Origin of the sequence: Campylobacter showae (genome assembly GCF_900699785.1) — a bacterium.
GTDB classification, from domain to species: domain Bacteria; phylum Campylobacterota; class Campylobacteria; order Campylobacterales; family Campylobacteraceae; genus Campylobacter_A; species Campylobacter_A showae_D.
The window spans coordinates 1,942,774-1,962,142 of record NZ_LR535679.1 but is presented as its reverse complement, the minus strand read 5'-3'; the positions used below and the strand labels follow the sequence as shown (position 1 = coordinate 1,962,142).

The window sequence follows — 19,369 nt, the reverse complement described above, 5'->3', positions numbered from 1 at the left end:
GGGCGGGAGCTACCTCATCGGTAGTGACCGAGTAAAATCTAAATACAACGAATCATGGGGCAACAAGAGACAAGCCACCACAAGAATTTTAAAGGCGAAGTATTTTTGAGACGGATTTGAATGTTGTGCGGAAATTTTAAGTCAAGGCTAGACAAGTAGTCTGCCGTAGACTTAAAATTAGATGCTCAAAAGACAAGCCGTTCCGAGCTACTGAAGCCTAGCGATGATGTTTCTCACCACCTCCGCCATCATCTCCACCGACGCTATCTCGCAGTGCTCATTCACCGAGTGAGGCGAGTGGATATTCGGGCCTATAGAGCAGGCTTGCAGTTCGGGCTGTTTTGCGACCAGTACGCCGCACTCAAGGCCTGCGTGTACGGCGGCAAATTTAGCCTGCGGCTTTTGTTTTTGCAGCTCCTCAAGCACCAGATGCGCGAAGTCGCTGATGCACGGCGCCCAGTTCGCCGAGCGGTCGGCTACTCTCACATCAAAGCCCAGCGCGCTAGCCAGCGTAGCAGTCTCAAAGCCCAGATTTTCAAGCCCCTCGCGCTTCATCGCGCGTCCGAAAAAGTCAAACTCGATCACGCCCTCTTTTTGCTTAACGGTCGAGAGATTTATGCTTTCGTTTACCATGTCAAGCTGCGTGTCGTAGCTGCGCACGCCCTGAGCGAAGGAGTTAATTAGCGCCAAAATTTTGCCGCTGTTTACCAGCACGTCCGCTTCGCCTTCGCCTAGGCTCTTTACCCACGCTAGGCCGCGCTGCTTTGGCTCATGCGCGCACAGCACCTTACACACGGCGTTTGCGGGGATCGAGTTGCTCCTCTCGCCAAAATCCAGACTAATAAGCTCGCAGCCCTCCTCGGCGAGAAATTTCGCCAGCAGCTTCGTCGCGTTTGGGATATTTTTATGTATCTCGTTGCCCGAGTGCCCGCCGCTAAGCCCGGTAACGCCGATCTCGTAGATTTTACCGCTCTTTTTGACGCTCTGCGCGCCGATTTTCGCGCTTACGTTTATGCCGCCGGCACAGCCCAGCGTCACGCGGTCATCCTCCTCGCTGTCTAAATTTAGCAGATTCGGCGATAAAATTTTACCCTTAAATGCATTTGCGCCCACGAGCCCGACCTCTTCGTCATTGGTAAATAGGCACTCTAAGTTCGCAAACTCCCGCATCGCGCCCATCATCATCGCCACGCCGATGCCATCGTCAGCACCTAGGGTCGAGTTTTTCGCCCTTAGTATGCCGTTCTCTTCGATCAGCTCTAAATTCGGCGCCGCGCCCACGCAAACCATGTCGTAGTGGCTTTGTAGGCAGATTTTAGGTTCGCCCTTTACGGCGTGGATGTTGCCCGCCTGATCGACGTTTACGCTAAAGCCCAGGCAGCGCGCAAAATCCGCCAAAAACTCCCTCATCTGCTCTGTTTCGCAGCTGCAGTGCGGTATCTCGCACAGCTTTTTAAAATCGTTCATAACCTCGTTTTTTTGCATGTTTGCTCCTTAAATTTACTTAACGATCTCGCCCGTGTAGCCCGTTGTAGCCACCGCATCCAGTAGCTGCTTCTCGCTCACGCCGTCTTTCGTCTCGACGCGGGCGGTTTTGTCGTGCAGGCTAGCCTTGGCGCTGATGACCCCATCTACCTTTAGCAGGGCTTTTCGCACCATTGCCGTACACAGCGGACAGTGCATCCCATCGACTTTGATGATGAAATTTTGATTTGCAAAGGCCACGCTTGCAAGCAGTAAAATAGATAGAATTTTATTCATAAATTTTTCCTAAAACTTCGGGGTATGATAGCAGAATAATCACAAAAACAGCTAAAAAAACGTAGATGAAGATCCATTTTTTGCGGCGATTTGCAAGATCGCAGGATTTTGGTTTTTTGAAAAAATAAAATGCGCTCGCCGCAAAGCAGATCGCGGCAAGTGCCGTAAAATAGGGTCTCAGCTCGGTTAAGCTCTCTATCGCTTCCGAGCTAAGCAGGCTAAATGAAGCGCCGAAAATCAAAAACAAAAGCGCGGGCAGGCAGCAAAGAGTAGCCGCTAGCGCGCTTGCAACCGACGCTAGAGCTAGCCAAAAGCCCTTCATTTGACCTCTTGCGACTTGTAGTCGTAGCTAAATTCTTTCGGAGAATAGTAATTTAGCACGTTATCGTCCACTTCGCCGTAAGGATAGCCGAAGTTATTTAGCGGGAATTCCGCAGGTTTTGGCGATAGCACGAAGTCGCGCGCGTCATTAAAGCCGATCCAGCACATCTCCCAGTTGCCAAACAAAAACTCGCGTACTTTGGCAAGCTTGCTATCGTCGTTGCTTAGCTTCTCGCCTAGGCGCACCTTCGCAACATCCGCAGGATCTACAGGAATCCAGCCGTGACCTTTGAGATAAAATTCCGCTCTGCAGTGCTGACCGCCAGAGATCGCCGCAAGGCCCTTTTCGTCGGCCTTTCCCATCTCGTTTGAAAATCTGCTCTGCCCTACTCTGATACCGAAAATCTCGCGCGCAGGGATGCCTACGGCTCTGCAAAGCCCCACGAATACGGAGTTTATGTCGGTGCATTTGCCCACCAGCTTGCCGCTCTCAAGGATAGCTTTTACGTCGCCCGTACCGCAGCCTAGGATACTGTTATCGCGCTGCATGGTGTTTGCCACCCACGTGTAGATCGCTTTCGCGCGCTCCAGATCGCCTTTTACGCCTTTAGTGATATCCCCCGCTTTTTGCTTTACGATGCCGTCGTTTGGGATGTGCTGGGTCGGTTTTAGATAAAATTCCGTCTCAGGGCTTAGCTTTTCGTTCGGGTTAAATTTAACCTTGCTAAAATCGGTGTTTCGCTCGAAGGTCTGGGCTCTAAATTTAACGCTAAGCGTAGGCTTTGCCACCTCGGCGTAATCCACGTAAAGCGTCGGAACGCCTTTATAATCGACGGAAGGATTAGCGAAGTTGCCGTCAAATTTGATGTCGCTCACGCTCTGATACTCTCTGATGAACGGCAGCGGTATCCACAGCCTGGTTTTCTTGCCCGCCTCTAAAATTTCGTGATTTAGAGTTACGTCAAAAACCCTCTTGTTGCCCACGGCCTTGCTCCCTCCAAAAACGGTGCTCGGAGTTGCCATAACGGCGCCTAAAATCGCAGTGTTTCTTAAAAAATCGCGTCTTTGCATGAAATGCCTTGTATAAATAATAGTTGCCCCGCAACTCTTGGGCGGTATTTTACTAAGAAAGGCTAAATTTGGCTTTAAACAGCGGTATTTTCGCGAGTCGTTTGAGCGTGGTCAAATTTGGATAATTTTTTAAATTTTACGGGCCGAGACCTGTATCTTGAAAATATAAAATTTGGTTTGATTAAATTTGCCTTTGCAAGTTCGGCTTTCTTGCGTAAAAAAACAACCGTTTGAGGTTGTTTTTTTACTTTGTTGTAAAGGGGGTGGGGGCTTAAATTGCGAAGTCGCTCCCCACCCCCTTTAATCCCCCTCCCCCTACGACGCTTTTAAGGTGGCGACACTGCTTTGCCTTACAGGCAAAGCGTCGCGAGTTTAAATTTGGAGTTTTAAAGGTACGGGTCTCGGCGGGTAAAATTTGTAAATTTGACTATAAAAAGTCAAGGCGAAGTATCGTGAGATGATTTTTGGGGTTTTCTGCTTCGCAAGCTCGCAGCTGCAAGCAGAAGAAGTTAAAATTTGACGAAGATAAGGAATGTAGCCTACCCGGTCAAATTTTAACGAAATCCGCAAAAAGCGCTCGCGAGACAAGCCGCCAAGATAAAATAAAGGCGAAGTATTTTTGTGGTTTTAGACGAGGCGGATCTAAATTTTACGATGGGAGCTACCTAGTCGGTAGTGACCGAGTAAAATTTAGATCCAACGAAGTATAAACCAAAAAGACGAGCCTTAATCAATAAATCTTTTTGTTAAATTTGCATACGCATCTATCCTTCTATCTCTCAAAAACGGCCAAATCCTGCGCACTTCCTCACTCCTGGTCATATCGATCTCGACGATGCGGCACTGCTCGCTCTGGCTATCGGCGCGGAAAAGCTCCTCGCCCTGAGCGCCAAAAACAAAGCTGTTGCCCCAAAATTTGATCCCCTCCATCACGCCGCTTTCGTCGCCCTCAAAGCCCACGCGGTTTACGGCGATCACGGGCAGGCCGTTTGCCACCGCATGTCCGCGCTGCACGGCGACCCACGCCTCTAGTTGGCGCGATTTTTCCTTTTCCTCGTCGCTCTCGAACCATCCGATCGCGGTCGGATAGATGAGTAGCTTCGCGCCGCGCAGAGCCATGAGGCGCGCAGCCTCGGGATACCACTGATCCCAGCACACCAAAAGTCCAAGCCTACCTACGCTCGTATCGATGGGCTCAAAGCCGATGTCGCCCGGAGTAAAGTAAAATTTCTCGTAAAAGCCCGGGTCGTCGGGGATGTGCATTTTGCGGTATTTGCCCGCGACGCTGCCGTCTTTTTCGAAGACGAACGCGGTGTTGTGATACAGCCCGTCCGCGCGCTTTTCAAAGAGTGAAGTAACGAGCACGACGCCGTTTTGACGCGCTACCTCGCCCCAAAATTTGACGTCGTTTTCCCAGCCCTCGGCAAGGTCGAAAAACCTCATCTCCTCGCTCTGACAAAAATACTGCGTCTGGTGCAGCTCCTGAAGCACGACAAGCTCCGCTCCGCCGCCGCTAGCCTCGCGCACGAGCTCGAGCGTCCTTTGCACGGTCGCGTCTTTGGTGCCGTGAAATTTTTGTTGGATTAGCGCTACTTTCATATTTTTCCTTACGATTTAAATTTTTAAAATTATATCAAAGCGGGGATAAAATAGGGCTTGAACGGCTAGTCGGGCGAGTAAATTTCGCCGCGCTGGCCGCTTATAAAATTTGCTTTAGCCTCTTAAGCAAGCCCGCGCAAGAGCGCGAAACGTCGTCGTAGCAACGCTCAAAATCGCGAGTGTAGTATGGATCGGCGATTATCTTGCCGCTTGGCGAGTCGCTAAATTCGAGCAGGAATTTTACTTTTTCGTCAAATTTAGCCTCAGCGCCGAATTTACGCTTTAGAGTCCTTAAATTTTCATCGTCCATTATCAAGATAAGGTCGCTGCTATCAAAATCTTTTTGCGTTATCAAGGTTGCTTTGTGAGGCGTCACGGGCACGCCGTTTTGCTTCAAAACCCGCACCGTCTCGTAATACGGCGGCTCGCCTATCTCGTCTTCGTGCGTGGCGCGCGAATCGATGCTAATACGCTCCGCCAAACCCGCCTTTTCGCTCAAATTTTGCATAACGGACTGCGCCATAGTCGAGCGGCAGATATTTCCGTGGCAGACGAATAAAATTTTCATATTTTTCCTTTGATTTAGCATTCGCACGAGCCGTTTTGATCGTCGCACGGATCAAGGTGCGTCGTGATCTGCCATTCAAACTCGCCGTATTTAGCCCTGATAGCGGCCTCTATCTCGTCTGAAATTTTGTGCGCGTCGTAAAGCGAAATTTCGCGGTTAAAGACTAGATGAACAGCGACGTAGCAGATGTTTGCGCTCTTTCTGGTAGCTAGGCCGTGATAGCTTGCTATCTGAGGGCGCGAGCGGATTATCTCTTCGATTTGCGCCGTTATCTCGGGATCTAGCGCTCGGTCAAGCAGCACGCCTACGCTTTCTTTCATTAAATTTATCGCGCTAACGGCGATGTAGCCGCTAATCACTATACCAAAAACGGCGTCTATCGCGGCAAATCCCGTAAATTCGACCAAGATAAGCGAGGCGATAACGGCTAGGTTGCTAAAAAGGTCACTTTTATAGTGCAGAGTGTCGGCCCTAACGATCAAATTTCTCGTGCGGCGAGCGACGCGAGAGAGGTAGGCGACCAGCAGCCCCGTAACCGCGACCGATAGCGCCATCGCATAGAGCGAAAAAGCCGTATCTACGGGCGCTTGCTCCGTTTGTAGCTTACGCACGCTCTCGTAAAATATAAACGCGCCAGCACCCACGATCAAAACGCCCTCAAACATCGCCGCAAGCGCTTCTAGCTTGGCGTAGCCGAAGTTAAATTTAGCATCAGGCGCAGCTTGAGATTTACGGATGGCGAAGAAATTTAGCACGGAAACCAGCAGGTCAAGCATCGAATCGATCGCCGAGCTAAGCACCGCCACCGAACCGCCGATCAAACCCGCGGCAAATTTAACCACAGCTAGCGCAAATGCCGTCGCACCCGCGACTATCACGGCTCTACGGCCTAAAATTTCATTTTGCCTTTTTATGCTAGCATCGTTTAGTTGCATTTAGATTTCGCTTTCGGCTTCGCTCACGCTTCTTGCGCCTAAAAATCTATTCTGTGAGGAACAATGTAGCGAGCCGTTTTGACGCACAAAAACAAGCGAATCCACGCCGATTATCTTATGATTAGGCAGCTCCCGTGCTAGTCGCTCGAGCGCGATTTTATCGTTATCGTCGCCATACGTCGGCACGATAACTGCGCCGTTTATAAAGATAAAATTCGCATACGTGCAGCCAAGCCTCTTGCCGCCGTAAAATTTAGCCTTCGGAAGCGGCAGCGGCACGAGCTTAAAGCCCGTGCTTTCAAGCTCTTTTTTCATCGAGGCAAGCTCATCAAAATGCTCGTCGGCTGGATCGTCGCAGGAGGCGTACGCTATGGTGTCAGCAGCGATAAAGCGCGCCAGAGTATCGACGTGGCTGTCGGTGTCGTCGCCTTTTATAAAGCCGTTTTTAAGCCATATCACGCACTCAAGGCCGAAAAGCTCTTTAAGCCGCGCTTCGATCTGATCTTTGTTTAGATGAGAGTTGCGGTTGTCGTTTAGTAGGCACTTTTGCGTCGTTATCAGCGTGCCGCGCCCGTTAAAATCGATACTGCCGCCCTCAAGCACGAGATCGATACTTCGCAAATCGCTTTTAAAACGCTTAGCTAGCTCCAAATTTACGGCGTTATCTTTCGAGCTTTCAAATTTGCCGCCCCAAGCGTTAAATTTAAAATCGTAGCTGACGATTTTAGCGCCGTCCTCTACGTCTATCATGCCGTAGTCGCGTATCCACGTATCATCGGTATCGATTTTTACGAACTCCACGTTATCAAATTTCGCAAATCGCTCCCGAAAAATCCTCTCCTCAGGGCAGATCAAAACGACCTTTTGAAACGGCACGATAGCTGCCACGAGCCTCTCGTAAGCGTCTAAAATTTCGTCCAGATACGGCTTCCAGTCGGTGTTTTCGTGCGGCAGCGATAAAAATATCAGCTCTTGTTTTTCCCACTCTGCAAACGCTCTCAAATTCGTCCTTTATTTAAATAATTTCTATCAAAATTTAGGGGTTATGATACCTTTTGCAAGCTTAAATTTTAAAATAAATCATACAAAATTAGTTTTAAATTTAGTTTGCTTTCGCTACAATCTCGCGAAATTATCAAAAAGAAGCTAAAAAATTTATGGATTTTGAGTTTATAAAAGAATTTACGCCGATGTTTGTAAAAGCGGGCATTTTCACCGTCAAGCTCTCGCTTTACGGCATCTTGCTCTCGCTTGTTATCGGTATATTTTGCACGCTGGTTAAATTTTACAAGGTCAAGCTCCTAACGCCTATCGTAAACGGCTACATCGAGGTTTCTAGAAACACGCCGCTGCTTATACAGCTTTTTTTCCTCTACTACGGACTTAGCAAATTCGGGCTAAATTTGAGCGCCTTTACCTGCGCGGTCGCGGGACTTGCGTTTCTGGGCGGCAGCTATATGGCGGAGAGTTTTCGCCTTGGTTTTGAGGCGGTAAAAAAGACGCAGATCGAGGCCGCGCTTAGCGTCGCACTCACGCAGGGGCAAATTTTACACTACGTTATCTTGCCTCAGGCTTTTAGCGTTTCGATCCCCTCTATTGCCGCTAACGTCATCTTTCTCATCAAAGAAACCTCGGTCATCAGCATCATCGCCCTACCCGACTTGGTCTATGCGACCAAGGACATCATCGGGCTTTACTACATGACCGACGAGGCGCTTTTTATGCTCGTAGTTAGCTATTTGATTATCATTTTGCCGATATCTTTGGCGTTATTTTGGCTTGAAAAAAGGATGAGAGTTGGACGGAGTTAGTATTTTATTCGACCCGCTGGTCTTAAAGCGGCTAATTTTCGAGGGGCTGTGGATGAGCGTGCAGATTTCGGCCATCTCGATCGCGATCTCCCTTGTTTTAGGCACGTTTTTGGGCGTGGCTATGAGCTCGAAAAACAAATTTATCTTTTTCGTGCTCAAAATTTGCCTAGAAATCGTTCGTATCATGCCTCAAATCGTCTGGCTATTTTTGTTTTACTACGGTGCAAGCAAGGCGTTTGGGCTTGATATCTCTAAATTTAACGCCTCGCTCATCGTATTTAGCTTGTGGGGCGTGTTTGAGATGATGGATATCGTGCGCGGCGCGATCGTCTCGATACCGCGGCATCAGTTTGAAAGCGCGGCGGCTCTGGCGCTTAGCAAGACTCAAATTTATCTTTACGTCGTGATCCCGTTAGCCACGCGCCGCCTAGTGCCTGCGGGCGTAAATTTGCTAAGTCGTATCATCAAAACCACCCCGATCGTCGCTCTCATCGGCGTGCCCGACCTGCTAAAAGTCGGCCAGCAAACGATCGAGACCGCGAGCCTAACGGCAAATCCGACAGTGCCGTTTTGGATATACGGCTTTATATTTTTATTATATTTTCTCATCTGCTATCCTATCTCAAAACTATCCAAGATACTTGAAAACAGATGGGCATAAGGAATCAAATGAGCGAAATTTTAAAACTCTCAAATTTAAGCAAATCTTACGGCGACTTGCAGGTGCTAAAAGGCATCGACCTTAGCGTCAAAAACGGCGAAGTAGTCGTGATCCTAGGACCCTCGGGCTGCGGCAAGAGCACAACTCTGCGCTGCATAAACGGCCTTGAGCCATTTGACGGCGGACAGATAGAGATAGCCGGCGAAAAGATCGATAAAGACTACAAAGACTGGATCAAAATCCGCCAAAAAGTGGGCATGGTTTTTCAAAACTACGAGCTGTTTGACCATATGAACGTCATCGAAAATATCGTGCTAGGCCCGGTAAAAGCGCAAAAAAGAAGCCGCGAAGAGGTCGAAAAAGAGGCCGAGGCGTGGCTAGAAAAAGTAGGCCTAAAACACAAAAAATACGCCTATCCAAAGGAGCTTAGCGGCGGGCAAAAGCAGCGTATCGCCATCGTGCGCGCGCTTTGCATGAGGCCCGAGATTATGCTGTTTGACGAGATAACGGCCTCGCTAGACCCCGAAATCGTGCGCGAGGTGCTGGACGTCGTCATAAATCTCGCAAAAGAGGGCATGACGATGCTAATCGTAACTCATGAGATGGGCTTTGCGCGCTCGGTGGCGAATCGTATAGTCTTTATGGATGAGGGCAAAATCGTCGAGGAGAGCAAACCTGAGGCGTTTTTCACGCATCCAAAAAGCGAACGCGCGAAGAAATTTTTAAATTTATTTTCGTTTTAGCGGCTTAAATTTGACGTTTTTACGCTAAATTTGAGAGCTTTTCGTCAAATTTGGCTTTTAAACCTTGCGCCTTTATCATTTAAGCAACTCAAATTTACTCAAAATAACCGGCCCAAATTTGATCCGCTAGCCATTTCTTAAATTTAAAATTAAATTTGCAAATTTATATTGAGTAAATTTTACACTCCATTTTAAATCTAGCGTTACGTTTTTAAACAAAATTTGATTATTCTCTGCGCCAGTCGTCCGAAAAAGTACAAATTTAGTCGCATTTTAGCCAAGCTTTTGTATATTTTGCGCACTTTATTTTAAAGGAGAAAGAATGAGAAAACTTCTGTTTTCATTTTTGGCAACATTCGCCGCCGTCTTTCTAACGGGTCAGGCTAATTTGCAGGCTGCCGAAGCGGACGCTTTGGCTAAAATCAAAGAGCGCGGATACGTGCGCGTGGGCGTTTTTAGCGACAAACCGCCGTTTGGCTACGTCGATAAAGAGGGCAAAAACCAAGGCTACGACATATATTTCGCCAAACGCATCGCAAAGGATCTGCTAGGCGACGAGAGCAAGGTAAAATTTGAGCTCGTAGAAGCAGCAGGCCGCGTAGAAGTGCTAGTAGCCGACAAAGTCGACATCACTTTGGCAAATTTCACCAAAACCCCTGAGCGTGCTAGAGTCGTTGATTTCGCACTTCCGTATATGAAAGTATCCTTAGGCGTAGTTAGCCCTGACGGCGCAGTCATAAAAAGCGTGGACGAGCTAAAAGGCAAAAAACTAATCGTCAATAAAGGCACGACCGCGGACGCGTATTTTACGAAAAATCACCCTGACATCGAGCTTATAAAATACGACCAAAACACCGAAACCTTCGCCGCTTTGGTCGATAAAAGAGGCGCGGCGCTAGCGCACGATAACGCTCTGCTTTTTGCGTGGGCTAAAGAAAATCCTGGCTTTACCGTCGGTATCGAAGCCCTAGGCGAGGTTGACGTCATCGCTCCTGCGGTCAAAAAAGGCAACAAAGCGCTACTTGAGTGGCTAAATAACGAAATCGTGGAGCTTGGCAAGGAAAATTTCTTCCACAAAAACTACGACGCTACGCTAAAACCGATCTACGGCGATAGCGTAAATCCAGAATCTCTCGTCGTTGAAGGCGGGAAGCTGTAAAAATAGAGGGCAACTTAGCCCTCTATTTTAAATTTCTTTTTCTTTATTTATCCTATTTTTTATAGAATCATAAACAAGAACTCCAAAAATTGAAAGCATCAAGCTTGACAAAAATGCGATCGCTATAATAATTGCCTTTTTTGGCTTAACTGGGTTTCTTGATACGACTATATCGGAAACTATTTGAGTATTTTGATAGTTATAGGGATTAAGCGAAAGCTCAACGAGAGATCTTTGGTCCAAGAGTTTATTTAGCTCCTCTATTTGTAAATTTACCAGCTCTCTTTGTAGTGTCGGCAACCTATCGTTTATTATAGTATCCTTTTCAGCCTGCATATTCTCTAGCTCTACACTAGCGAGCCTATCCAATCTATCTTGTGCATTAGGTTTGGTTTGCGTCAGCAACACCTCTTTTTGTTGCTCAAGAGATATTATGCCTTGTTCCAAATTTGTAATTTGACTATAAAAACCCTGCTCCAGCATTTGTTTAAGTATTAAATTTTCGCCCATCTTTATATTTTTATTTGCTTGAAGTTCTTCAAGTTTGGCCTCATACGCCTTTAGCCTTTGTTTGTTTAGTGCGATATTTGTTTCTACAGATGGTATGTTTATATTATCTATCACGGATATGTTTCGTTTTGCTTCAGGTATGGTAACCTCGCGCATATATGTTATTTGCCTGTCTATACGCGGAATTTGTATAGACTTTAAATATTCCATCTGCTGTTCTTTTGCAACTACCGTATTATTTTTTAGAAAATTTATTTGACGATCAATATTTGCAAGCTGAACCCTCTTAGTTTCTAAAAATGCATCAAGAATACTACGATGCTCATCAGCCAGATCGCCCACTATTTTATTCACCTGCTCTTTGGCAATATCGTTTGATACAGCAACAACTTCTATATTTAGAAATTTTTTATTATTTTTCTCTTCAGATATTTTTTGTACTCTATACTCAACCCCCTCGACATCTTTTTGTAAATTAATATATTTTACGGTTAATTTTTGTACAACTTCTGCGGTATTGGCCAATAAAACCTCTTCACCTTTGTCATTTTTATAGTATCCAGTTTCAACTAGTGCGGCAACTTTATACCAAGGAGTAGTTACGGAAGCATACAATACAGCCATTAATGAAGTAGTGCCGGCAACCAAAAAAATAAACTTTTTATAACCCCACATCTTCTTAGCCAACTCAAACAAATCTATCTCGTCATTCAAATTTTCTGATTGCATTTTCATCCTCGCTAATTAGTATATATTTAAGATATATTATACTAAAATAGTAATTAAATTTCTACTGTGTTTAAAGGGTGACTTTGTCTTTAATAATTCTTGGAGAAAAATATCATTTCGACGACTTGGAGTTTATTAAGGTTAATAAAAAATTTAAAAAGATAGATTCTATAAAATACAAAAATAGAGACTCCAGAGAAGTGAGAAAAGATATAGAAAGTCTATTAAAGCAAAGTTTTTATAAATATTTGGTAATAAACACAAAAGTCTATGTAGACCCCAAAATGATAAAATATCTCACCTTACTTCAATTTCGCCTACAAAAGAGAAAAATCCAAATAATAACCATAGAAAATTTTTTAGAAAAATTTCTATACAAATGCTACATACCGGACGACAACTCCGATCTAAAATTTTTAGCCGATATAAGGCCCTACAACAAATTTGAGTTTTGCCTAAAAAAAATAATAGACTATACCGGCGTGAGTATTTTATTTTTAGTGCATTTTTTGCTAAATTTTTTATAAACCATAAATTATCCGTAGAATCTCCCGGCTCATTATACTTCATACAAAATAGGGTCGGACTAAATGCAAAAACTTTTAAATGCTATAAATTCCGTACAATGCATGAAAATTCATACCACAATCCTTATACGAGCGAAGACGATGATAGAGTTTTTAAATTTGGTAGATTTATGCGAAAAACCAGGATAGATGAGATACCGCAATATAAAAATATCCTAAAAGGAGATATGCACCTAATCGGGCCTAGGGCAGAATGGGATATACTAGTCAAAAACTACGAGAAAGAGATCCCGTACTACAATGAACGGCATTTGGTTAGGCCGGGCATAACAGGCTGGGCGCAGGTAAATTACCCATATGGATCAAATATTTATGATACCAAGCAAAAACTAATGTATGATCTTTATTATATAAAGCATTGGTCCTTATGGCTTGAGCTAAAAACCATAACAAAAACGATTTTAGTAGTGGTCGGCAAAAAGGGCTTTAGCTTTTAAGACAAGGTTTTTAAAATCTCAAGCATAGTTTTAGCTAACTTTTTTCTATCATAGTCGCTTGCAAGCCTTAAGCAACCAGCCCTACATTCATTATAAAAATCAACGTCTGTTAAAATATTTAACTTTTCTAAAAAATCCTTCTCATTTTCAGGCTCAAAGCACACCCCTGCGCCATATGCTTCTAAAATTTCTTTAGCCTGTCCTTCTACGCCCAGTAAAACTGGTTTTTGCATGGCGCTTGCTTCAAAAATTTTAGACGGAATTACGGTTTTAAAATTATCGTCTTTTTTTAAGGGCGCAAGCATTGCGTCACAAATCGATAAAAACCTTGGCACCTCATCTTTTGACACCGAGTCCAAAAATGTTACATTTTTTAGGCCAAAATCGGCGGCAAGATTAACTATTTTTTCTTTTACCGCACCGTCCCCCACAAATAAAAAGTGAAATTTCTCATCTTTTATTTTTGAGATAGTCGTTATTATGAAATCCAAGCTATGCGCCATGCCGTGAGTGCCTATGTAGCCTACAATAAATTTATCTTTTAACCCAAGTTGATTTAAAAGCTCTCTATCCTTGTCTCTGGGGACAAAAAGATCCAAATTTGAACCATTAGTTATAACTTTTATTTTATTGCCATCCATTCCCCTTGCTATCAAATTTTGTCTAAAGGCCTCAGTAACCGCAATCACCAAATTTGAGCTTTTATATAGACCAAGTTCGATTTTTTCTAAAATTTCTATTATTTTACCCTGCTTCATGGCACCCACAGTTTTAATCGACTCAGGCCAAAGATCCCTAAGTTCAAAAACCCAGGGTCTTCTTTTGATTTTTGCCAAGCCGCATCCCGCCCAAGTAGTAAAAAACTGCGGAGACGTGGCGACTATTACGTCAAATTTCTGAAAAAGTCCGACAAAAAAAGCCATAAAAGCAAAGCTAATATAATCAAGCACTCTCTTTACGAAGCCCTCATTTTTACTCATGTAACTCCACACCCTGATCACGTCTATACCGTCAAATTTTTCTCTTTGATATAGCTTATTTTTGTATCCATTATAAACTTTACCGTGAGGAAAATTCGGAAAGCACGTAAGCACGGTCACCTCTACGCTCTCATCCTTTATCCATTCTTTTATATGCTCGTACGTCCTGGTTGCCGGAGCATTGACCTCGGGAGGAAAGTTATCGGTTATAAATAAAATTTTCATATAGCTATCTTTAATTCTAGTTCTTTCGCAAAGCAGATCTCCAAAACAAATGCGCTTTGAAGCCTATTGTATCCTAGCGCATACATGTATTCTTTTATCTGAAAATCTTTGTCTTCTAAATTTATGCATTTAAATATCTCTTCTTTTGTGATACTTGGGTGAAAATGCAGCCTTGAAACAGCCTGCGTATTCTTACTTAATCCGTCATTTATAGTTATGAGATTTTCATCAAATTTCCAGCTTCTGGTATGCAAAATTCCAAATTTTTTATATCCGTCGTGCGTTGCGCTAACAAAATTGTCGCCCGTCTTCATGTTTACTATTTTAGCTCTATTTGCAAGCCTAAAAGAACCCCACGTATCGCTACTGCTACAAGAACTTATCTCTATGGTATTATGGGCACGCGTACTTTTTTCATACGCCCTTCTTTGATTGTTTTCGTAGGTACTAATGCCGCAATCCACAATAAAAGGTTTGCCATCAATATAAATTTCAAAAGAAAACGTATCTGCATGCGTATGCCCTGCTATATAGCTAGCTTTTACGTCTGCAACATCCAAAACGCACTCATATCTACCCCTGCTTACTTTTTTGTATCCGCTAGCAAAGCTAGACGCCTCAAATTTATCAATACCTAAATTTTTAGCATATAAGAAAAGATCGCTTGAGGCCGGAGCAATGCCGCTTGTGCTATCGTTTAGCATTGGCATATCGCCGTTTTTATAAGTGATAGCCTTTAAGTAGCCCAACATCAAAATAGCTTTTTCTTTTAAAAAATTTAAAAAAACTAAATCTTTGCCGTTATTTTGAATCAAATTTATAACATCAAGAAGCCTAAAAAGCATAAGCTGATGATACATAGGGCTTAACTCAAAATGAGCGCCGTCTGATAAAATTTGCTCGTTCACTTCGTCATAAAGTATCTTTTTGCCTATATTTTTTAAGTTATCATCGTTAAAATAATACCCTCCAAAAATAAGACTAAAACCATTTTCCAGCAAGTGATTCCCAAGCAGATGATACTCCAAGTTGTCGAGCAAAATGTAGTACTGAGCATAGAGGCTGTCATTTATGACACTATCATTTGTGTCGTATTTTATTAGAAATTTTATCCAGTTTATGGCGCGCAAGCTTATAGGAAACGGCTCCAAACCATCCTTTGCAAAAGGAATTTTTTCTACAAAATCGTATATCAAGCGCATATCGTCTTTTTGATTTAAAAATTCAAAATAGTTAAGATTATAAGTCCAGAGCTTGCCGTAGCTACTAAAATTCCAGTCGATTTTATCTTTAAAATCATGCTCTAAATTTAAAAAACAAAATTTAGAGCCATCAGTAAAATCGGCATTTTTAATGCTCTCTTGTAAATTAAGCTTCACGACTTCTGACTGTCTTGCAAGCTGGTATTTAAATCCGGTAGCTTTTCTAAATTTAGCTCTTAAAAAATAAAATAATCTATAATATACCTGAATAAATTTTAGATATTTTACCGTATTTACAAGCCTAAAAATTTTATCCATCTACGACGACCAAACCATTTGTCCTCAAGGATTCCAATATTTTAAAGGTCGTTTTTGTCGTATTGTAAATACTTTCAAATTCTATGGCGTTTTGGCCGTTTTTTACCGATTCTTTAAATGCAACAAATTCCCCGACAAAACCCTTATCCTGATTTGAACTTTTTTCGGTCGTAGTTTTGCCTCGCCCATATACCTTAAGCTCTCTAAAATCATTAAGCTGCATACTAAAGCCGTTACCAAATAGCTCTATATGCTCTTTTGGCATAGCGCTATCGCCATATGCGTAGTAGCTTATCGTAGCAATGCTTCCATTTTGGTATTTTAAAGTTATGCTTACGTTATCTTCATCTGGTATGGAGTGGTCATTTTTACTTAAACTAGTTGCGTGAACGCTTTGTACTGCGCTGCCCGTCAAAAAACTACAAGCGTCTATAAAATGGCAAACTTCGCCCACTATTCTACCGCCGCCTATATCGGCATCTTGTATCCAAATTCCTCTTGGTATAACGCCTGCATTTATTCTATAGTTTATAGCCACCTGACCTTTTATCTGCTCTTTCATTTTTTTTATCATTGGTGCAAAACGCCTGTTAAAACCGATCTGCAAAATACTCTCGCCGCGATAGGCCTCTTTTATTTTTTCAAGTTCGCTTTCGCGTATGCAAAGCGGTTTTTCTACAAAGCAGTGCTTTTTTGCCTCAATCGCCTGCATAACTTTAAAAAAATGCTCGTTATGCCTAGTTGTTATAAATACGCTATTTATCTCGCTATTTTTAAAAATTTCATCGCTATTGGTCGTTATATATTTAAAATCATACTTCTTGCCGGTACCCTCAGCACTCACTCCGGTCGCAGTGCAAAGCCCTACAAGCTCTATGTCGCTAATCTTTTTTAAATTAGGCAAAATGACGGACTTAGTGAAATTTCCGGCACCAATAAGCCCTATATTTAGCTTGTCTTGAGATACGATTTTGTCGCTTCTTTTAACCACTTTGTGATCATCTAAATTTATCTCATTTTTATAGTTTAAGATAATGCCTAGATATTTTTCCTTGATTCTGCCTTCTAGCAAATCATAAGCAGTCATGGCGTCGTCAAAGTCATATGAGTGCGTAATAAGCTCTTTTGGGGTTATTTTACCGTCTTCGATGAGCCCCAAAAATGCCTCAAAATTTCTTTGCTCTGTAAATCTAACCAAATCATAAGGATAATCAAGCCCCTTTTCTTCATAATCAGGATCATACCTGCCCGGCCCATATGCCATAGATAGCTTTATATCGAGTTCTTTTTTATAATAGCTATTTCTAGGAACATCCATTCCGACCAAGCCAACCAGCACCACCCTGCCCCTCATGCGGCTTATCTCAGCAGCATCGATAATAGGCTGGTTTGAAGATGTAGAAGCCGTTATGATAACCGCATCGGCGCCATAACCATTTGTAAATTCGATAGTCTTAGCTATCAAATCAGAAGCATGGCAAACCTCGTCGCATCCTATTTTTTTGGCCAAATTTAACTTATCTTGATCTATATCGCTACCTATAACCTTGCAGCCGTTTGCCTTTAAAAGCTGAACAGTAAGCTGACCTATGAGACCAAGCCCTATAACCGCCACTTTTTCGCCTATTAACGGAGCTGTTTGCCTAATCCCTTGCAAAGCTATCGCGCCCACAGTTACAAAGGAAGCGTCTATATCGTCTACCTTATCCGGTATTTTTACCATCAAATTTTTAGGCACGTAGTTTATTTCGGCATGATTTGCATATCCGGCACCTCCGCAAGCCACCCTGTCGCCTACATTTAGTCCGCTTAAATTTTCTCCGACTTGCACTACCTCGCCAGCCAAACTATACCCAAGCGGTATCGGCGTATCAAGCTTTGTAAAAACCTTTTCGAGAGTATTTTTCACGCCCTCTTTTTTCATCTTATCCAATACCTGCTTTACCAAATCCGGTCTATCTTTTGCTTTTGCTAGCATTGATTTTTTAGCAAAATCAACCAGCATTTTTTCAGTTCCGGCGCTTACGAGACTTACGTTTGTTTTAACTAATGCACCGTTTTTATCGCATATTGGAGCTGGTACGTCAAAAAGCCCAAGCTCGCCCGTTTTAAATGATTGTATTAGTTGCTTCATTATCTTTTACCACCCTTTTCTATGCCGAAAAATCTTAAAACCCTAGCACCGATATCGTAAATTGCCATTTGATTTTTATAGTCTTTGTAGCTCTTATTCGGAGCATTAAAGTATCCCAAAAGCTCATCGGCGGTTATTTCAAGTTTGTCGGCTATTAATTTCATATCTTTCTTTGCCATTTCATCGTCATAAACAGTATCTTTTAGTTTTTCAAGGGCTTCGTCTCTACTCATTTGGCCGGTTACAATTAAACTCGAAAACTGTACTTTTCTGGTATCGTATCCAAATTTTTTAGGAAGCCAATACCCTTCATAAAATCTAGTAAAAACAGACTCGAAATGTTTTTGAGGATACTCTTTATAGCCAAAATAATCTACCAAAAATTTAGTAGCCTCTTTTTTATTATAAGGAAAATAATCAAGCGGCCTAATAAGTTTTATTTTCTTCACATAAGGCAGATAAATTTTATGCCAAAGTATATTGGTCGTCGGATAGTTTTTAAGCGGCCTTGTACCAAATTTGCTGTGTATATCTTTTAGCTGGATGGAGTCTGATTGATAATACATCCACTCAATAGGATTTCTAATGCACTCGGTCGAATAATTTCCGCCCGTTAAAATATATTTTATATCGTATTTTAGCGCAAATTTATACATAGTGGCAAAAAATGCATGATCTTGCGGGGTGTCGATATGAGGCACGCCTGATTTAAAAAATGCAAGTTGCACATCCCTCATCTCATCCCAATCAATAGTTTCCGTGTGAAGTTCAAGCCCCAGCTTTTCAACTATAACTTTGACATTATGGGTTGACTCTTCCGTATTCCAGCCGCCGTCTATATGAAATACTAGCGGATTTAAGCCCAATTTTTCTTTGGCTAGATACAGTAGGTAGGAGCTGTCTATTCCGCCGCTCATACCTATCAGGCAGTCATATTTTTTACCGCTCGCCTTCTCTTTTATGTCTTTTGCTATTCTAGAAATTTCTCGAAAACCTGTTTCGTCAGTATGCCAATTCGGTTTTATATCCCTATAAAACGTTCTACAATGATCGCAAACTCCGTTTTCGTCAAATTTAATTTTACTGTCAGTTGTATCCATTACACAGTTTGTGCAAATTTGGTAATTTTTGTTCATTCTTATTACTCTCTTTATGTATATCTTTTTTATATTTTCTATAAAAAGCCTTGGATTTTTTATAAATTTAGTATAAAATTTTATCTTTTTTCGTTAAATTCCCTCCACTTTATAGTCTCTAGCCCATTAACTATGCCGGGCTCAAATCTCATTTTGATAAATTTAGCCGGGACTCCGCCCGCTATACTATATGGCTAGACATCCCTCGCAACAACACTTCCTATCCCAACAACAGCTCCGTTGCCTATTCTAACACCTTGCTTTATTAGGCAATTTTGACCCATCCAAACATCATACCCTATTACGGTATAAATAGGCTCCCCTCTTTTAAAGATAGAAAATTTTGCCTTTACGCTATCTCTGTCGGCATAAAATACTGGCGATGTTGATCCCAAACATAAGGATGCATGCCTCCTCCCATTACAACACCATTGGCAATAGAGTAAAATGATCCTATGCTACAATTTGATATTTTACAATCA

The 19,369-nt window shown here is 42.8% G+C and carries 18 protein-coding genes; 5 read left to right on the top strand and 13 right to left on the bottom strand.

The window, feature by feature from the left end; all coding sequences use genetic code 11:
- Nucleotides 1–207 precede the first annotated feature (207 nt).
- The 8 genes from E4V70_RS09635 to E4V70_RS09595 form a co-directional block, all read right to left on the bottom strand.
- A complete protein-coding gene (locus E4V70_RS09635) occupies nt 208–1,485 on the bottom strand; it encodes a M20/M25/M40 family metallo-hydrolase (protein ID WP_122863566.1) in 1,278 nt (425 codons plus the stop codon).
- 15 nt (nt 1,486–1,500) lie between these two features.
- Nucleotides 1,501–1,761 (bottom strand): heavy-metal-associated domain-containing protein, encoded by a 261-nt coding sequence (locus E4V70_RS09630; RefSeq protein WP_122863565.1) that lies wholly within the window; start codon nt 1,759–1,761, stop codon nt 1,501–1,503.
- Entirely contained in the window at nt 1,754–2,083 is a 330-nt protein-coding gene (locus tag E4V70_RS09625; RefSeq protein WP_002946762.1) for a hypothetical protein, read from the bottom strand. The genes E4V70_RS09630 and E4V70_RS09625 overlap by 8 nt, the downstream gene beginning before the upstream one ends.
- Nucleotides 2,080–3,153: a transglutaminase-like domain-containing protein gene (locus E4V70_RS09620; RefSeq protein ID WP_122863564.1), complete on the bottom strand. Its 1,074-nt coding sequence runs from the start codon at nt 3,151–3,153 to the stop codon at nt 2,080–2,082. Before E4V70_RS09620 ends, E4V70_RS09625 begins: the two co-directional genes overlap by 4 nt.
- Before the next feature lie 726 nt (nt 3,154–3,879).
- Nucleotides 3,880–4,752, bottom strand: coding sequence for a carbon-nitrogen hydrolase (locus E4V70_RS09610; protein WP_122863562.1), 873 nt, complete (start codon nt 4,750–4,752; stop codon nt 3,880–3,882).
- Between the two features lie 100 nt (nt 4,753–4,852).
- Nucleotides 4,853–5,320 carry a low molecular weight protein-tyrosine-phosphatase gene (locus tag E4V70_RS09605; RefSeq protein ID WP_172603257.1) on the bottom strand — a complete coding sequence of 156 codons (468 nt, stop codon included), beginning with the start codon at nt 5,318–5,320 and terminating at the stop codon, nt 4,853–4,855.
- 14 nt (nt 5,321–5,334) lie between these two features.
- Complete coding sequence (locus E4V70_RS09600) at nt 5,335–6,255, bottom strand: cation diffusion facilitator family transporter (protein ID WP_122863560.1); 921 nt, start codon at nt 6,253–6,255, stop codon at nt 5,335–5,337.
- Nucleotides 6,256–7,257, bottom strand: coding sequence for an agmatine deiminase family protein (locus tag E4V70_RS09595; RefSeq protein WP_122863559.1), 1,002 nt, complete (start codon nt 7,255–7,257; stop codon nt 6,256–6,258).
- Between the two features lie 155 nt (nt 7,258–7,412).
- On the opposite strand from E4V70_RS09595, the gene E4V70_RS09590 reads away from it, so the two are divergent.
- From E4V70_RS09590 to E4V70_RS09575, 4 genes are all read left to right on the top strand, one after another.
- Nucleotides 7,413–8,066, top strand: a complete 654-nt coding sequence (locus tag E4V70_RS09590) for an amino acid ABC transporter permease (RefSeq protein ID WP_122863558.1) — start codon at nt 7,413–7,415, stop codon at nt 8,064–8,066.
- The gene (locus E4V70_RS09585) at nt 8,053–8,727 is read left to right on the top strand and encodes an amino acid ABC transporter permease (protein ID WP_122863557.1); all 675 of its coding nucleotides are present in this window, start codon (nt 8,053–8,055) and stop codon (nt 8,725–8,727) included. Before E4V70_RS09590 ends, E4V70_RS09585 begins: the two co-directional genes overlap by 14 nt.
- Nucleotides 8,728–8,735: 8 nt before the next feature.
- Nucleotides 8,736–9,470, top strand: coding sequence for an amino acid ABC transporter ATP-binding protein (locus E4V70_RS09580; protein WP_122863556.1), 735 nt, complete (start codon nt 8,736–8,738; stop codon nt 9,468–9,470).
- A 322-nt stretch (nt 9,471–9,792) separates the two neighbouring features.
- Nucleotides 9,793–10,629 carry a cysteine ABC transporter substrate-binding protein gene (locus tag E4V70_RS09575; RefSeq protein WP_122863555.1) on the top strand — a complete coding sequence of 279 codons (837 nt, stop codon included), beginning with the start codon at nt 9,793–9,795 and terminating at the stop codon, nt 10,627–10,629.
- 27 nt (nt 10,630–10,656) lie between these two features.
- On the opposite strand, the gene E4V70_RS09570 is transcribed toward E4V70_RS09575, so the two are convergent.
- The gene (locus E4V70_RS09570) at nt 10,657–11,868 is read right to left on the bottom strand and encodes a Wzz/FepE/Etk N-terminal domain-containing protein (RefSeq protein ID WP_122863554.1); all 1,212 of its coding nucleotides are present in this window, start codon (nt 11,866–11,868) and stop codon (nt 10,657–10,659) included.
- Between the two features lie 451 nt (nt 11,869–12,319).
- Between E4V70_RS09570 and E4V70_RS11010 the strand changes: the two genes are divergently transcribed.
- Nucleotides 12,320–12,892 (top strand): sugar transferase, encoded by a 573-nt coding sequence (locus E4V70_RS11010; RefSeq protein ID WP_232037860.1) that lies wholly within the window; start codon nt 12,320–12,322, stop codon nt 12,890–12,892.
- Here the strand turns inward: E4V70_RS11010 and E4V70_RS09560 are convergent.
- Genes E4V70_RS09560 through E4V70_RS09545 form a run of 4 tightly spaced genes read right to left on the bottom strand, consistent with a single transcriptional unit; the run spans nt 12,889 to nt 18,887 of the window.
- Complete coding sequence (locus tag E4V70_RS09560) at nt 12,889–14,097, bottom strand: glycosyltransferase family 4 protein (protein WP_122863553.1); 1,209 nt, start codon at nt 14,095–14,097, stop codon at nt 12,889–12,891. The two genes, E4V70_RS11010 and E4V70_RS09560, sit on opposite strands and share 4 nt — an antisense overlap.
- Nucleotides 14,094–15,617: an alginate lyase family protein gene (locus E4V70_RS09555; RefSeq protein ID WP_122863552.1), complete on the bottom strand. Its 1,524-nt coding sequence runs from the start codon at nt 15,615–15,617 to the stop codon at nt 14,094–14,096. The genes E4V70_RS09560 and E4V70_RS09555 overlap by 4 nt, the downstream gene beginning before the upstream one ends.
- Nucleotides 15,610–17,751: a bi-domain-containing oxidoreductase gene (locus E4V70_RS09550; RefSeq protein ID WP_122863551.1), complete on the bottom strand. Its 2,142-nt coding sequence runs from the start codon at nt 17,749–17,751 to the stop codon at nt 15,610–15,612. Before E4V70_RS09550 ends, E4V70_RS09555 begins: the two co-directional genes overlap by 8 nt.
- Nucleotides 17,751–18,887 carry an N-acetyl sugar amidotransferase gene (locus E4V70_RS09545; RefSeq protein ID WP_122863550.1) on the bottom strand — a complete coding sequence of 379 codons (1,137 nt, stop codon included), beginning with the start codon at nt 18,885–18,887 and terminating at the stop codon, nt 17,751–17,753. The genes E4V70_RS09550 and E4V70_RS09545 overlap by 1 nt, the downstream gene beginning before the upstream one ends.
- Nucleotides 18,888–19,369 lie beyond the last annotated feature (482 nt).

Coding starts and splice junctions, on each gene's coding strand:
- E4V70_RS09635 (WP_122863566.1), bottom strand. CDS start 1,485: ATGCAAAAAAACGAGGTTATGAACGATTTTAAAAAGCTGTGCGAGATA.
- E4V70_RS09630 (WP_122863565.1), bottom strand. CDS start 1,761: ATGAATAAAATTCTATCTATTTTACTGCTTGCAAGCGTGGCCTTTGCA.
- E4V70_RS09625 (WP_002946762.1), bottom strand. CDS start 2,083: ATGAAGGGCTTTTGGCTAGCTCTAGCGTCGGTTGCAAGCGCGCTAGCG.
- E4V70_RS09620 (WP_122863564.1), bottom strand. CDS start 3,153: ATGCAAAGACGCGATTTTTTAAGAAACACTGCGATTTTAGGCGCCGTT.
- E4V70_RS09610 (WP_122863562.1), bottom strand. CDS start 4,752: ATGAAAGTAGCGCTAATCCAACAAAAATTTCACGGCACCAAAGACGCG.
- E4V70_RS09605 (WP_172603257.1), bottom strand. CDS start 5,320: ATGAAAATTTTATTCGTCTGCCACGGAAATATCTGCCGCTCGACTATG.
- E4V70_RS09600 (WP_122863560.1), bottom strand. CDS start 6,255: ATGCAACTAAACGATGCTAGCATAAAAAGGCAAAATGAAATTTTAGGC.
- E4V70_RS09590 (WP_122863558.1), top strand. CDS start 7,413: ATGGATTTTGAGTTTATAAAAGAATTTACGCCGATGTTTGTAAAAGCG.
- E4V70_RS09580 (WP_122863556.1), top strand. CDS start 8,736: ATGAGCGAAATTTTAAAACTCTCAAATTTAAGCAAATCTTACGGCGAC.
- E4V70_RS09575 (WP_122863555.1), top strand. CDS start 9,793: ATGAGAAAACTTCTGTTTTCATTTTTGGCAACATTCGCCGCCGTCTTT.
- E4V70_RS09570 (WP_122863554.1), bottom strand. CDS start 11,868: ATGCAATCAGAAAATTTGAATGACGAGATAGATTTGTTTGAGTTGGCT.
- E4V70_RS09560 (WP_122863553.1), bottom strand. CDS start 14,097: ATGAAAATTTTATTTATAACCGATAACTTTCCTCCCGAGGTCAATGCT.
- E4V70_RS09555 (WP_122863552.1), bottom strand. CDS start 15,617: ATGGATAAAATTTTTAGGCTTGTAAATACGGTAAAATATCTAAAATTT.
- E4V70_RS09550 (WP_122863551.1), bottom strand. CDS start 17,751: ATGAAGCAACTAATACAATCATTTAAAACGGGCGAGCTTGGGCTTTTT.
- E4V70_RS09545 (WP_122863550.1), bottom strand. CDS start 18,887: ATGAACAAAAATTACCAAATTTGCACAAACTGTGTAATGGATACAACT.